15 protein-coding genes are annotated in these 13790 nt (G+C 74.4%); 10 read left to right on the top strand and 5 right to left on the bottom strand.

The genetic code is table 11. The annotated features are described in order from the left end of the window. Positions 1-77: 77 nt before the first annotated feature. Both ACQPX6_RS15975 and ACQPX6_RS15980 read right to left on the bottom strand, forming a co-directional pair. Positions 78-1250, bottom strand: a complete 1173-nt coding sequence (locus tag ACQPX6_RS15975) for a zinc-dependent alcohol dehydrogenase (protein ID WP_433781200.1) — start codon at positions 1248-1250, stop codon at positions 78-80. Positions 1251-1269: 19 nt separating this feature from the next. Then, positions 1270-2187: an SRPBCC family protein gene (locus ACQPX6_RS15980; RefSeq protein WP_433781201.1), complete on the bottom strand. Its 918-nt coding sequence runs from the start codon at positions 2185-2187 to the stop codon at positions 1270-1272. Positions 2188-2356: 169 nt separating this feature from the next. On the opposite strand from ACQPX6_RS15980, the gene ACQPX6_RS15985 reads away from it, so the two are divergent. Next, the gene (locus ACQPX6_RS15985) at positions 2357-3262 is read left to right on the top strand and encodes an NAD(P)H-binding protein (RefSeq protein WP_433781202.1); all 906 of its coding nucleotides are present in this window, start codon (positions 2357-2359) and stop codon (positions 3260-3262) included. Positions 3263-3596: 334 nt separating this feature from the next. Then, complete coding sequence (locus tag ACQPX6_RS15990; RefSeq protein ID WP_433781203.1) at positions 3597-5633, top strand: DEAD/DEAH box helicase; 2037 nt, start codon at positions 3597-3599, stop codon at positions 5631-5633. A gap of 12 nt (positions 5634-5645) precedes the next feature. Here ACQPX6_RS15990 and ACQPX6_RS15995 read toward each other — a convergent pair whose 3' ends face one another. Then, positions 5646-7157: a long-chain-fatty-acid--CoA ligase gene (locus ACQPX6_RS15995; protein WP_433781204.1), complete on the bottom strand. Its 1512-nt coding sequence runs from the start codon at positions 7155-7157 to the stop codon at positions 5646-5648. Positions 7158-7201: 44 nt separating this feature from the next. Here ACQPX6_RS15995 and ACQPX6_RS16000 point away from each other — a divergent pair, with 44 nt between their 5' ends. The 6 genes from ACQPX6_RS16000 to ACQPX6_RS16025 are packed head-to-tail and all read left to right on the top strand — an operon-like array spanning position 7202 to position 10502. Then, on the top strand, positions 7202-7621 hold the full coding sequence (locus tag ACQPX6_RS16000; protein WP_433781205.1) for a hypothetical protein: 420 nt from the start codon (positions 7202-7204) through the stop codon (positions 7619-7621). Then, positions 7539-8657, top strand: coding sequence for an alpha/beta fold hydrolase (locus tag ACQPX6_RS16005; RefSeq protein WP_433781207.1), 1119 nt, complete (start codon positions 7539-7541; stop codon positions 8655-8657). Before ACQPX6_RS16000 ends, ACQPX6_RS16005 begins: the two co-directional genes overlap by 83 nt. Next, complete coding sequence (locus ACQPX6_RS16010; protein WP_433781208.1) at positions 8654-9187, top strand: N-acetyltransferase family protein; 534 nt, start codon at positions 8654-8656, stop codon at positions 9185-9187. The genes ACQPX6_RS16005 and ACQPX6_RS16010 overlap by 4 nt, the downstream gene beginning before the upstream one ends. Positions 9188-9210: 23 nt before the next feature. Further along, on the top strand, positions 9211-9642 hold the full coding sequence (locus tag ACQPX6_RS16015) for a DoxX family protein (protein WP_433781210.1): 432 nt from the start codon (positions 9211-9213) through the stop codon (positions 9640-9642). A gap of 51 nt (positions 9643-9693) precedes the next feature. After that, complete coding sequence (locus ACQPX6_RS16020; RefSeq protein WP_433781211.1) at positions 9694-10008, top strand: hypothetical protein; 315 nt, start codon at positions 9694-9696, stop codon at positions 10006-10008. A 41-nt stretch (positions 10009-10049) separates the two neighbouring features. Then, positions 10050-10502, top strand: a complete 453-nt coding sequence (locus tag ACQPX6_RS16025) for a pyridoxamine 5'-phosphate oxidase family protein (RefSeq protein ID WP_433781212.1) — start codon at positions 10050-10052, stop codon at positions 10500-10502. A 14-nt stretch (positions 10503-10516) separates the two neighbouring features. Here the strand turns inward: ACQPX6_RS16025 and ACQPX6_RS16030 are convergent, their stop codons facing one another. Together ACQPX6_RS16030 and ACQPX6_RS16035 are read right to left on the bottom strand one after the other, a co-directional pair. Then, entirely contained in the window at positions 10517-11296 is a 780-nt protein-coding gene (locus ACQPX6_RS16030; RefSeq protein WP_433781213.1) for a helix-turn-helix transcriptional regulator, read from the bottom strand. Positions 11297-11332: 36 nt separating this feature from the next. Next, positions 11333-12202 carry an alpha/beta hydrolase gene (locus tag ACQPX6_RS16035; protein WP_433781214.1) on the bottom strand — a complete coding sequence of 290 codons (870 nt, stop codon included), beginning with the start codon at positions 12200-12202 and terminating at the stop codon, positions 11333-11335. Between the two features lie 141 nt (positions 12203-12343). On the opposite strand from ACQPX6_RS16035, the gene ACQPX6_RS16040 reads away from it, so the two are divergent. Both ACQPX6_RS16040 and ACQPX6_RS16045 read left to right on the top strand, forming a co-directional pair. Next, the gene (locus ACQPX6_RS16040; protein ID WP_433781215.1) at positions 12344-13312 is read left to right on the top strand and encodes a helix-turn-helix transcriptional regulator; all 969 of its coding nucleotides are present in this window, start codon (positions 12344-12346) and stop codon (positions 13310-13312) included. Between the two features lie 57 nt (positions 13313-13369). Next, complete coding sequence (locus ACQPX6_RS16045) at positions 13370-13786, top strand: SRPBCC family protein (RefSeq protein WP_433781216.1); 417 nt, start codon at positions 13370-13372, stop codon at positions 13784-13786. The last annotated feature ends 4 nt before the right edge of the window (positions 13787-13790 follow it).

Below are 13790 nucleotides of genomic sequence, written 5' to 3' on the forward strand. Positions count from 1 at the left end.
CCGTTGTGCTCATGCACCCGTGACGAGGCGGCCCCGCGCCCCGTGACACCTGCGGGGTGGGGAGGCACCGGCCGCCCCTACGGGGTCAGCACGACCTTCTCGCAGTCGTCCTGCTTCTCCAGGAACATGCGGTAACCCTTCGGGGCGTCCTCGAGCGGCATCCGGTGGGTGATGACGAAGCTGGGGTCGATGTCGCCGTTCCGGACGTGCTCGAGCAGCTTCGGCATGTAGCGGTGCACGTGGCACTGGCCCGCGCGCAGCGTCAGGTACCGGTTCATCACCGAGCCCATCGGGAACTTGTCGATGAACCCGCCGTAGACGCCGATGACGGACACGATGCCACCGTTCGCGCAGGTGGTGATGGCCTCACGCAGGGCGTGCGGACGATCGGTCTCGAGTCCGGTGGCCTGCTTGGCCCGGTCGTAGGCGTGCAGGGCGCCGAGACCGTGGTGGCCCTCGACGCCGACGGCGTCGATGCACTTGTCCGGTCCGCGGCCTCCGGTCATCTCCTTGAGCGCCTCGGGCACCGACACCTGCTCGTAGTTCAACGTCTCCGCTCCCGTGTGCCGGCGGCCCAGCGCGAGCCGGTCGTCGAACCGGTCGACGAGGATCACCCGCTCGGCCCCGAGCAGGAACGCGCTGGCGACGGCGAACTGCCCGACCGGGCCGGCGCCCCACACCGCGACGACGTCCCCGGGTCCGACCTCGGCCATGTCGGCGCCCATGTAGCCGGTGGGGAAGATGTCGGAGAGGAACAGGACCTTCTCGTCGGACAGGTCGGACTCCACCGTGAGCGCCCCGAAGTCGGCGAACGGCACCCGCACGTACTCGGCCTGGCCGCCGGGGTAGCCGCCGAGCATGTGGGAGTAGCCGAACAGCGCGGCCGGCGAGTGGCCCATGAGCTTCTCGGCGATGCCGGCGTTGGGGTTGGAGTTCTCGCAGAGCGCAGTCAGCCCGCGCTCACAGGCCCCGCAGACCCCGCACGCGACGGGGAACGGGACGACCACGCGGTCGCCCACCGCCAGGTTCTCCACGCCGTCGCCGACCTCGACCACCTCGCCCATGAACTCGTGGCCGAGGATGTCGCCCTTCCGCATGGTCGGGATGAAGCCGTTGTAGAGGTGCAGGTCGGAGCCGCAGATCGCGGTCGACGTGATCTTCAGGATCGCGTCGCGCCGGTTGAGGATGGTCGGGTCCGGGACGGTCTCCACCGACACGGACTGCTTGCCGGTCCAGCAGGTCGCTCGCATCGTCCACTCTCCTCGCGGTCTATCGGGCCGGCTGGGCGGGTCGCTGGCCGACCTGCTGGCGGGTGCTCTGGCCGGACGGGCTGCCCTCGGAGCGCACGACCTCGCCGACCTCCACGATCTGCTTGAAGCGCCGCAGGTCGTCGCGCAGCTGCTGGTCGGGCTCCTCCCCCAGGAGCTTCGCGACGACCCGGCCCGCCCGGCCGCCGGGCGGCCGGTAGCGCAGGTCGACGCGGATCTCCGTGCCACGCCCGCCCGGGGCGGGCCGGAACCGGACGGTGCCGTCGTTGTCGACGTCCGCCCCGTCCACCGAGCGCCACGCCAGCAGCTCACCGGGCCGGTCGTCGACGATCTCCGCGTCCCACTGCACCGTGCCCACGGGCGCCTCGGCCTCCCAGTGGGAGCGGGTCGCGGAGTCGGCGCGCACCGAGCGCAGGTGCGCCATGAACTCCGGGAGGTGCTCGAGGTCGCGCCACTGCCGGTACACGTCGTCCGCGGGACGGTTCACCGTGATCGCCGCGGTGGCCGAGAGGGCGCCGCCGGTCTCGGCCCCGCCGCGCGAGAGCTGCAGCGCGGCGACGAGATCCGCGACGCCGACCCCGGCGAGGGCCCCGAGCGCGATCGCGAGGCGGGTGCGGTCGTGGCCCTGCGCACGGGCGCCCGCCAACAGCGTGCCGACGTCCACGACGTCGCCCGCCACCCGGCTCCACACCCATCCCCGCGGCGACGAGGAGGCGAGGATGCCGGTGCCCTGCACCAGCTCCCGCGCCCCGAACACCCGCTGCACGGCCTGGACGGTCGGGCTGCTGCCCCGCACCCCGGCCAGCCGGGACACCGCGTCCGGGCTCAGCACCTGCGCCGTCCCCAGCCCGAGGCTGAACACCCCGAGTGCGGTCGCGAGGGCCGAACCGTCCTGCCCGTTCCGTCGTCCTCGTGCCACCGACGTCACCTCCGCGGGTCGTCCGGGGTGCGGCAGCCGGGGTGTACCGCGCGAGTGGGACGGTGTTGCCGGACCGGGTGCCGGACCAAACCCGGATGCGGACGGCGCCCGGTTTGCACGGCTCCGTGTGGGGGCCGCATGCTCGGTCGATGACCGCTCGGACCCGCTCGTGAAGGTGCTGGTCGCGGGAGCGTCCGGGTTCGTCGGCGCCCGGCTGTCCCCCGCCCTCGAGGCCGCCGGCCACTCCGTCCGCGCGATGACCCGGCGCCCGGCGGGCTACCGCGGTGTGGGCGAGGCCGTCGCCGGCGACGTCGGCGACCCCGCGTCGCTGCGCACCGCGCTCGCCGGCTGCGAGGTGGCCTTCTACCTCGTGCACTCCCTGGGCGACGCCGACTTCGAGCAGCGCGACGCCGATGGTGCGGCCGCGTTCGGGCGGGCCGCGGCGGACGAGGGCGTCGCCCGCATCGTCTACCTGGGCGGCCTCGGCAGCGGCGAGGACGACCTGTCGGCGCACCTGCGCAGCCGCCACGAGGTCGAGGAGCTGCTCGGCGAGGCGGGGGTCCCGGTGACGACGCTGCGGGCCGGGATCATCGTCGGCCACGGCGGGATCTCCTGGGAGATGACCCGCCAGCTCGTCGAGCACCTGCCCGCGATGATCTGCCCGCGCTGGGTCCGGACCCGCACGCAGCCGATCGCGGTCGCCGACGTCGTCCGCTACCTGGTCGGCGTCCTCGACGTCCCCGCGACGGCGGGCCGCGCCTTCGACATCGGCGGCCCCGAGGTCCTCGAGTACCTGACGATGATGCGGCGGGTGGCCGCGATCGAGGGCCGCAAGATGCTGGTCCTGCCGGTCCCGCTGCTGACGCCGTCGCTGTCGTCGCGCTGGCTGTCGCTGGTCACCGACGTCGACGTCGCGACCGGGCGCTCGCTCATCGACTCGATGAGCAACGAGGTCGTCGTGCGCGACGACAGCATCCGCGAGCTGGTGCCCTTCAGCCCGATGGACTACGACGACGCGGTGCTCGTCGCCCTGGGCGAGCGCGCCCGGGCGGCGCGGGCCGCCGTCGGCGGCTGAACCGGGCCGTTCCGGCGCGCCCCGTCGCCCTCCGGGGACCGAGCGGTACGATGGAGCACGAACCCGGCCCGCTGTGCTCCGCACGTCCGGCGGCCCGGGGTGCACGGGCACGACGTCACCCTCGCGTGGTGGCCCTCCCCGTGCGCACACCGCCGGGGCCGTGGCCAGCTCTTCCGCCCGTCCGACGGTCGATCAGGCAACGCGCGGCAGGTCGCCACGGCGGCGCTGCCGCGCACTCCGAAGGAGGTCCGTGGCTCGACGAGGCCAGCCCCGTGCCAAGGCACGTGGTGGTGACCCGAGGGACCGACGGCGCGGCCGCGACCGCGAGGACGTCGTGTCGGTGCTCGAACGCGCCGTGCGCGACGTCCGCACCGCGCTCGAGAGCGGGCGGGTGACGCCGGCGACGCGCACCAAGTTCCAGGCCGTCGCCCTGCTGCTGCGCGACGAGCGCGGCCGCATCCGCGCGCAGACCGACAGCACCGAGTCGCAGCGCACCGCGCGCCTCAAGCGTCTCGACGACATCGCGACGGCGCTGGCGAAGAACGCCGTACGGCACCCGGCGCTGCTGGCGCTGCTCGCGGAGGACGCGGTCGTCTCCGACGAGGCCCGCGCGCTCGAGCGCGAGATGTTGCGCCGCGCGGGCATCGAGGCCCCGGCCGAGGAGCCGGCGCCCGAGCCGGAGCCCACCGCCGCGGCCCCGGCCAAGCCCGCCGTCGTGCCGCAGTCGGTCATCTCCCGCCAGATGGCCAACCCGTTCCTGGCCCCGGACTACTCGGCCGTCCGCCCGAGCGGGCCCAAGCCCACGCCGCTGAGCAGCTGGGAGCTCCTCGACCCGCTGCTGCGCTCGTTCGAGCGCGCCGGCGACGGCACACCGGCCTGCATGCCGCTGCCGGAGCCGACGACGCGGAAGGTCCCCGGCGGCCGCGAGCTCATGCCGCACCAGGCCCGCCTGGTCGCCGCGGCCGCGGACGGGCACCGCACGTTCCTGCTCGCCGACGAGCCCGGGCTGGGCAAGACGGCCGAGGCGCTGCTCGCCGCCGAGGCCGCCAAGGCCTACCCCCTGCTCGTCGTCGTGCCCAACGTCGTCAAGACGAACTGGCTGCGCGAGGCCGGGCTCTGGTCGACCCGCCGCCGGGCCACCGCGATCCAGGGCAACGGCGACTCCGTGGACGGGTTCGCCGACATCGTCGTCGTCAACTACGAGGTGCTCGACCGGCACGTCGGGTGGCTCGGCGACTTCGGCTTCCGCGGGATGGTCGTCGACGAGGCGCACTTCATCAAGAACAAGACCTCGCAGCGCTCGCAGCACGTCCTGACCCTCGCCGAGCGCATCCGGTCGTTCACCGCGCGCCCGCTGCTCATGGCGCTGACCGGCACGCCGCTGATCAACGACATCGAGGACTTCCTGGCCATCTGGGAGTTCCTCGGCTGGATCGACGAGAAGAAGCCGCGCCCCGACCTCATGGACGCGCTGACCGAGACGGGCCTGACGCCCGCCGACCCGGGCTTCTCCGCCGCCGCCCGGCGCGCCGTGATCGACCAGGGCATCGTCCGGCGCCGCAAGGTCGACGTGGCCGCCGACATCCCCGAGCGCCGCGTCGCCGACCTGCCCGTCGAGCTGGACGGGGCCACCGGCCGCTCGATCCGCGCGGCCGAGCGCGACCTCGCGCGCCGCATGGTCACCCGGTACCGGGACGCCCTCGCCGCGCGGGGCTCCGACCCCGCCGAGGGCATCGACCACGACCTCGTGCGCCGCGTCGCCACGTGGGAGCAGAAGGACGCGGCCGGCGCGTCGAACGGCGACAACGTCTTCACGATGATGCGCCGCATCGGCCAGGCGAAGGCCGCGCTGGCCGCCGACTACGCCACCCAGCTCGCGCGCAGCGCGGGCAAGGTCGTCTTCTTCGCCAAGCACGTCGACGTCATGGACGCCGCCGAGGAGACCTTCGCCCGCCAGGGCGTGCGGTACTCCTCGATCCGCGGCGACCAGACCCCCGCCGTCCGGCAGCGCAACATCGACGCGTTCGTCGACGACCCGGGCGTGGCGATCGCGGTCTGCTCGCTGACCGCGGCCGGGGTGGGCATCAACCTGCAGGTGGCGTCGAACATCGTGCTCGCGGAGCTCACCTGGACCGCCGCGGAGCAGACCCAGGCGATCGACCGCAGCCACCGCATCGGCCAGTCCGAGCCGGTCACCGCCTGGCGGATCATCGCCGCGCAGACGATCGACGCCCGGATCGCCGCGCTGATCGACGACAAGGCCGGCCTCGCCGCGGCGGCCCTGGACGGCTCCGAGGAGGAGGTCGGGTCGTCGACCGACGCGCAGCACGCGACGCTCGTCGCCCTGCTCACCGACGCGCTGTCGGCGTAGTCGGGCGCCGGCTCAGCTCCCGGAGGCCACGTCGGCGGGCGGCTCCACGGACCGGCGCAGGATCTTGCCGGTCGGCCCCTTGGGCAGCTCGTCCTCGATCCACACGTGGCGCGGGTACTTGTAGGCCGCCACCCGCTGCTTGGCGAAATCGCGCAGCTCGTCGACGCCCGCGTCCTGCCCGGGCTTGAGGGAGACCGCCGCGCCGACCTCCTCGCCCAGGTCGGTGTGCTTGATCCCGATCACGGCGACCTCGGCCACCGCCGGGTGCTCGTAGAGGGCCTCCTCGACCTCGCGCGGGTAGACGTTGTAGCCGCCGCGGATGATCAGCTCCTTCTTGCGGTCGACGATGGAGAAGTAGCCGTCCGCGTCCCGCCGGGCCAGGTCACCGGTGCGGAACCAGCCGTCGGGGATCGACTCGGCGGTCGCCTCGGGCCGCCCCCAGTAGCCCTTCATGAGGCCCTCGCCGCGGATGGCGATCTCGCCGACCTCGTCATCGCCGACGTCCCGGCCCTCGTCGTCGACCAGCCGCATCTCCATCCCGGCCACCGGCGTGCCGATCGAGCCGGGCTTGCGCTCGGCGTGCGGGTGGTTGAACGACGCCACCGGCGAGGTCTCGGAGAGCCCGTAGCCCTCGAGGATGATGCAGTCGAAGGCCTCCTCGAACGACCGCAGCACCTCCACCGGCATCGCCGAGCCGCCCGAGACGCAGGCCCGCAGCGACGAGACGTCGTACTGCTCGCGGTCGGGGGCGTGCAGCATCCCCGAGTACATCGTCGGCACGCCCTCGAAGACCGTCACCCGGTCCCGCCCGATCATCGACAGCGCCTTGGCGCCGTCGAAGCGCGGCAGCAGGGTCAGGCAGGCGCCGCTGAGCACCGACGCGTTGAGCCCGCATGTCAGCCCGAAGACGTGGAACAGCGGCAGGCAGCCCATCACCACGTCGTCAGGCGTGATCTCCATGAGCGTCTGCGCCGAGGTGCGGGCGTTGGTCCACAGGTTCGACTGCGTCAGCTCGGCGCCCTTGGGCGTGCCCGTGGTGCCGGAGGTGTAGAGCACGACGGCGGTGTCGTCGTCGGCGCGCGGCACCGGCTCGGTCAGCGGCTCGGCGTCGCCGAGCTGCTCGCGGCTCGGGCCCGCGGCGCCGACGGCCACGGCCTCGATGCCGACCTCCTGCGCGGCCTCGGTCGCGGCCTGCGCCGCCTGGTCCCAGGCGAACACCACCGACATCCCCGAGTCCTCGAGGTAGAAGCGGATCTCGCGGGCGGTGAGCAGCGGGTTCATCGGCACCACGGCGCAGCCGGCGAGCATCGCGCCGTAGAACAGCACCGGGAACGCGGGCACGTTCGGGAACACCAGGCCGATCCGGGACCCGGGCTCGATCCCGCGGGCGCGCAGCATGCCGGCCACTCCCTGGGCGGCCTCGAGGAACGCGCGGTAGGTCACCACGTGGTCGTCGAGGCGCAGGGCCGGCCGGTCGCCGTGCTGGTCGGCCGTCTCGCGCAGTGCCGTCGCCAGGTCGGTCATCGAGGACTCCCGTCTCGTCGCGTGCGCCCGGGTTGCCCGGCGGCGTGACCGGGGACACCCCGCACGTGATGGCCGAGCAGGCGGCGTGGTGGCGCCGCGCGTTCGACGCGGTCGAGGGGGCGGTCGCGCCGCGGCTGGAGTCCCTCGTCCGCACCGACGAGTACGCCCGGGTCGCGGCGACGGTCACGTGGGCCCAGGCCACGGTGCGCCACCGGCTGGCCGACACCAGCGCCGCGGTGTGGCACCTGGTGAACCTGCCCGCGGGCAGCGACGTCGCGCGGTTGCGCGCCCAGATCGGTGCCTTGGACCGCGACGTCCGGCGTCTGACGCTGCGCCTCGACCAGGAGTCCCCCGCCCGGTCCGGTACGACGGAGGCGATCGATGGCAGCAGAGCAGGCGGCCCCGCAGAGCGTGCTCGACCGCATCCGCCGGGACGTGGAGCGCAACGCCCTCCGCGCTCGTAACGGCATCGGCCTGGTCACCGGCACGCGGCGCGTCCGGACGGGCCTGACCCCGAAGGACGTGGTGTGGCGCCACGGGCGCTGCGAGCTGTGGCACTACCGCAACGCCGGCGAGGGCGGGGTCCGGCTCGGGCCGCCGCTGCTCATCGTGTTCAGCCTCATCAGCCGCAGCTACATCCTCGACCTCACTCCCGGCAACAGCTTCGTCGAGCGCCTGCTCGACGCCGGCTTCGACGTCTACCTGCTCGACTGGGGCGAGCCCGACGAGCGCGACGCCCGGAACCGGCTGGAGGACTACGTCGACGACTACCTCCCGGCGGGCATCCGCCAGGTCCTGCGGCGCTCGGGTGCCGACGAGGTCAGCTTGCTGGGGTACTGCTTCGGCGGCGACCCGGCCCTGCTGCACGCCGCGCACCACCCCGACAGCCCGCTGCGCAGCCTGTCGGTGATGGCCACCCCGGTGGACTTCGCGGCGATGGGGCCCATGGCCGCCCTCTTCACGCGCGGCGGCCTCGAGCTCGACGACGTGCTCGACGACGACGGCAACGTCCCTCCGCACGTGGTGCTGCAGAGCTTCCGCGCCCTCAAGCCGACCGCCGAGGTGAGCCGCTACGTCACGCTGTGGGACCAGCTGTGGAGCGACGAGTACCTGGACGCCTACCAGGCCATGACGAGCTGGTCGGACGACCACATCCCGTTCCCCGGCGCCGCGGCCCGCCAGACGGTGGACATGCTCGTGCGGGACGAGGGGCTGCTCGCCGACCGCCTCGAGCTCGGCGGGGACCGGGTGCACCTGCGCGACATCACGGTGCCGTTCCTCAACGTCCTCGCCCGCCGCGACCACATCGTCCCCGAGGCCGCGGCCGCCCCGCTGATCGACCTCGTCGGCTCGCCCGACCGCCACGAGCTGCGTCTCGACGCCGGGCACATCGGCCTGGTCGTGGGCCGCACCGCCGCGCGCACCACGATCCCGACGATCATCGACTTCCTGCGGCGGCGCAGCGACGCCGTCGCCCCGGACCCGCGGGAGGCCTCGTGACCACGACGGTCGTCGAGCTCGACGCCGACCACGTCGACGCCCTGGCGCGCTTCTTCGCCGACCTCCCCGCGGGCGACCTGACCTTCGTCAAGGAGGACGTGGGCGGCCCCGCGGCGATCCGCGGGTGGATGCGGCCCGGGCGGCAGTGGCTCGCGCTGGACGACGGCGAGGTGGCCGGGTTCGTCGCGGTCCTGCCGCTGCACGGCTGGTCGGACCACGTCGGGGAGATCCGGCTCGTCGTCCACCCCCGCCACCGCGGCGCGGGGCTGGGCCGCACGCTGGCCCGGCACGCCCTCCTGCGCGCCCTCGAGCAGGGACTCCGCAAGGTGGTCGTCGAGGTCGTCGCCGACCAGGAGGCGCTCCTGGGCATGTTCTCCGGGCTCGGGTTCACCGGCGAGGCGCTGCTCACCGACCACGTCCGCGACCGCGAGGGCCGCCTGCACGACCTCGTGCTGCTCGCCCACCACGTCGAGACCACGTCGGCAGCCATGCGCGCGATCGGGCTCGAGGACGAGGTGGCGCCGGGCTGACGGGCCCGCGGCAGACTCGACGGGTGCTGCGCCTCGTCGCCCGTGTCCTGCTCGGCCTGTTCCTGCTGTTCGCCGGCGCGGCGCACCTCACCGGCGCCCGCCAGGAGTTCCGGGCGCAGGTGCCGTCCTGGTTCCCGGCCGACCCCGACCTCGTCGTCCTCGTCTCCGGCGTCGTCGAGATCGTCCTCGGGCTCGCCCTGGTCCTGCTGGTGCGGCACCGCGTCGCCGTCGGGCTGGTGGTCGCCGCGTCCTTCGTCGCCGTCTTCCCCGGCAACGTCGCCCAGTTCGTGGAGCAGCGCCCGGCCTTCGGTCTGGACACCGATCTCGCGCGCGGGCTGCGCCTGCTGGGGCAGCCGGTGCTCGTCGCCTGGGCCCTGTGGTCGACCGACGCCGCGACGTGGCTGCGCGACCGGCTCCGGCGGCTCGGACGGCGGGGCGCCTCGCGCGTGCCCTGAGTCCGGGAGGATCGGCGGCCGGCCCCACCACCACGCACTCCGGAGGACCCCTTGTACCTCGCGATCTCCACCGACGGCGTCGACCTGCGCATGCCCGAGCGGGTGACCGACCTCTACGCCTCCTACCGGCAGCGGCTGACCTCGGACAAGCTCGCCGAGATCCTCGCCGAGCACGACGCCGGGGAGCTCTCGGAGAAGGCCGACCACGTCGTCGTCCCCGTGGCCACCCTGCGCCGCATGGCCGCCGGCCGGGTGCCCGAGGGCTGGGAGGCCGACTTCGAGGGCATGCTCGCCGACGCCCGCACGAAGGGCCGGCTCACCGAGGACGGGGCCGGGATCAGCGCGCCCCTCGAGCGCGAGATGTAGCGGCCCCGCACTGTCGGACCCCGGTGCGAGCATCGCGCCCCATGACGCCGTGGCGAGAGGTCGAGGACGCGGAGCCCGAGTTCGCCGGCCGGGTGCGGGCGCTGTTCGAGGGCCGCCGGCACCACACAATCGCGACGCTGCGCGCCGATGGGGCGCCGCGGATCTCCGGCATCGAGACGGCGTTCGCCGACGGCGAGCTGACGATCGGCTCGATGCCCGGGGCCCGCAAGGGCGCCGACCTGCGCCGCGATCCCCGGTGCGCCCTGCACAGCGCCACGGTCGACCCGGTCGAGGGCGCCGAGGCGCAGTGGCCCGGCGAGGCCAAGGTCGCCGGCCGGGCGGTCGCGGGCTCCCCGGGCGCCGAGGGCGAGGGCGACCTCTTCCGGCTCGACGTGGACGAGGTCGTGCACACGCACCTCGACGCGGCGGCGACGCGGCTGGTCGTCGAGTGGTGGACGCCGGCGCACGGGCTGCGGCGGGTGGAGCGCGCGTAGCGGCCCCACGATCCTCACGCCGGATCGAGGGTGCTCCCGAGCACCGCCCCGGCCCGGCACTCCCCGGGGGTGACGCCGAAGGCCCGGCGGAAGCGCTGGGCGAAGAAGCTCGGGTGGCGGAACCCCCACGACCGGGCGACGGCCGCGATGGACTGGTGACGACGGCCGGGGGCCATCAGGTCGACCCGCGCGCCCTTCAGGCGCTGGTCGATGATCGACTGCTCGAGGCTGGTCCCGAGCGCCGCGTAGATCGCGTAGAGCGTCCGCGTCGACACCGCGTTCGCCGCCGCGATCTGCTCCGGGCACAGGGCCGGGTCGCGGAGGTGGACGCGCACGTACGCCTGGACGCGCACCGCGACCGGCGCCGGCGTCGGCGTCGGGTCCGCGGGCGACCGCGCGTCGCCGGCCGCGGAGAGGACCAGCGCGCGCACGAGCTGCACCGAGGCGGCGCCCAGCGCCGCGGCGGCGGCGGGCGCCAGCGTCGGGGCGCGCGCGGCCACCACGAGGAGGTGGTCGCGCACCAGGGGGTAGAGCGGGTCCGTGCGGATCGTGCGGGACGCGGCACGGGCGGTGCCCCGGGGCACCGCGAGCTCGTCGACGCCGACCCGGAAGGCGGGGACACCGTCCTCGGGCCAGCGGGCGACGCACGGCGTCGCCAGGTCGACGAGCACCGATCCGCCCGTCCCCCGGGCGCGCCCGTCGACGTCCCCGAAGCGCAGCACGCTGGTCGACCCGGGCTCGACGACGTGCACCTCGGCGAGGGTGGCCGCGCTCGTCACGGCGTCCGGGCTCACACGACGAGCGTTCGGGGCGCGGCGCGGGGGGTCAAGTCACACGGTCACGGGCTCGGCGGGCTCCGCGGCCTGCGGGACGACCGCCGGCGGCGCCGTCGCGTGGCGCACCGCCCAGGCCAGGACGTAGTCGGCGATCTCCTCCCAGCCCGGCGCCGCGGGCAGCAGGTGGGGCTTGCCGCCGAACTCGACCACCTCGGTGATCGTGTCCTCGCCCCGGTAGTGGGCGGCGTTCGACCACTGGATCTTCGGCGGCATGATGTTGTCCTCGCTGCCGGCGACGAACAGCAGCGGCACCCGGTCCGCGTTGTGGTAGTTCACCCAGGTGCCCTGGTGGCCCGGGGTGAGGTTGGCCAGGGCGCTCTCGAAGATGATGCCGCCGGACACCGGGACGGCGTAGCGCTCGTAGAGCGCCCGGGCCTCGGCCTCCGGGAAGGTGTTGGTGAACGCGTAGTTCCAGTGCGCGAAGTCGTAGTGGATCGCCCGGTGGCGGTTGGCAGGGTTCTTCAGCACCGGGAAGGTCGCCTTCGCCTGGCTGAGCGGGATGATCGGCACGCCCTCGGTCGGCGCCGAGTTCAGCGCGACGCCCGCGGCGCCGAAGCCGTGGTCGAGCAGGATCTGCGTGAACGCCCCGCCCGCGGAGTGGCCGATGATGATCGGCGGTGACGGGATCTCGCGCAGCACCGACTCGAGGTGCTCGACGATCCCGGCCGTCGTGAGCGCCTCGACCGGGGCCGGGTCGGCGTTGAGGGCCTCCACCTCCACCTCGAAGCCTGGGTAGGCCGGGGCGATCACCCGGTAGCCCTGGGCCTCGTAGCGGGCGATCCACTGCTCCCACGAGCGGGGCGTCACCCAGAAGCCGTGCACCAGCACGATCGTGTCGGGGGCGGGACGGGCCGCGTGCGTCATGGTCGATTCCTCCTGTTTCCGGACGTCCCCGCGAACCTGGCAGCGGACGGCCCCCGCCGATGTCGCCACGGCGCACGGTTCTGCACCACGCGTGCAGGCCCTACGCTCGGGCGCGACCCGCCGACGACGCGGAGTGCCGCCGTGCCCGTCATCGCCTCGTGGACCCCCGACGACGCTCGGGCGGTGCGCGACGCCCGCGACGAGGCCGTCGCCACCATGTCGGCGCTGGCGCCGATGACCCGGATCGGCGCGCTGCGCCTCCCCGTGGGACGCACCGCCACCATCGCCCGGCACGACCTGGGCCCCGTCGCCCTGGCCCACCTCGAGGGCCTCGCCTACGACCAGGTCGCCACCACCCGGACCATCGACGGGGTGCCCGCCGGCATCTCTCTCGCCGTCCGGCCGAGCGGCACCTGGGTGCTGTCGCAGGCCGGGACCACCCGGAGCAGCGCCACCCGCGACGTCGTCGGCGTCGTCGACGTGACGCGGGCGATGCACCTGCGGACGGCCGCGGACACCCCGCTGCTGCAGCTCTACCTCTCCGCCGACCAGCTGGGCATGGACATCGACACGCTGCGCACCGCCGCCGCGCTGGTCGACCGCAGTCCCCTGCGCACGCTCGTGGCCCACCACGTGCTGGCGCTGCCCCCGGCCGCCGGTGTCCCGGACGCGGCGGCACGCCGGAGCGTGGGGCTCGCGACGATCGAGGTGGTGCGCGCGATGCTGCTCGGCGCCGCCCGTCCCGAGCAGCAGGTCGGCGCCGCCGTGAGCGCCGAGCACCTCCGCGCGTGCATCCGGCGCTACGTCGGGCGCCGGCTGCACGACCCCGCCCTGAGCCCGGCGACGATCGCCGACGCGCACGCGGTCTCCCGGCGGTACCTCTACGACCTCTGGCGCGACGAGCCGACGACCCTCGCCCGCTGGATCACCCTGCGCCGTCTGCAGGCCGTCCGGGAGGACCTCGCCGACCCCCGCCTCGCCCACCGATCGGTCGCGCGGATCGCGCACGCGTGGTGCTTCACCAACCCCACGTCCTTCGCCCGGCGGTTCCGCACCGCGTACGGCATGACCCCCCGCGAGTGGCGCCGCCTCGCCGCCCCCGACCCCTAGCGACGACCGTTCGTCGCAGGGCGTGGTGAACGGCGCCCCGGGCGGCTAACCGGCCCCATGGCCGACTTCACGGGCACCACCACCGTCGCTGCTGCCGACGATGTCCTGTTCGCCTTCCTCTCCGACGTGCACAACCTCCCGAAGTACTTCGCGCGCATGACCTCGGCCGAGCCCGGCGACGGCAACGAGGTCCGCACCACCGCCGCGCTCCCCGACGGCTCGCAGGTCGAGGGCAAGGCGTGGTTCGAGGTCACCGACGAGTCCCGCCACCTCGCCTGGGGCTCCGAGGGCGAGAACGGCTACCGCGGCGACCTCGACGTCCGCGCCGTCGGCGACGACCGCAGCGAGGTCGAGGTGCACATCCACACCGAGCGGGTCACCGAGGACACCGACGGCAGCATCCAGGGCGGGGTCGACGAGACCCTCGCCGCGATCAAGCAGCTCGTCGAGCGGGCCGGCGCCCTCGACTCCTGACGCA

The sequence above is a fragment of the Actinomycetospora sp. CA-101289 genome, from assembly GCF_050955895.1.
In the GTDB taxonomy this organism is placed as follows: domain Bacteria; phylum Actinomycetota; class Actinomycetes; order Mycobacteriales; family Pseudonocardiaceae; genus Actinomycetospora.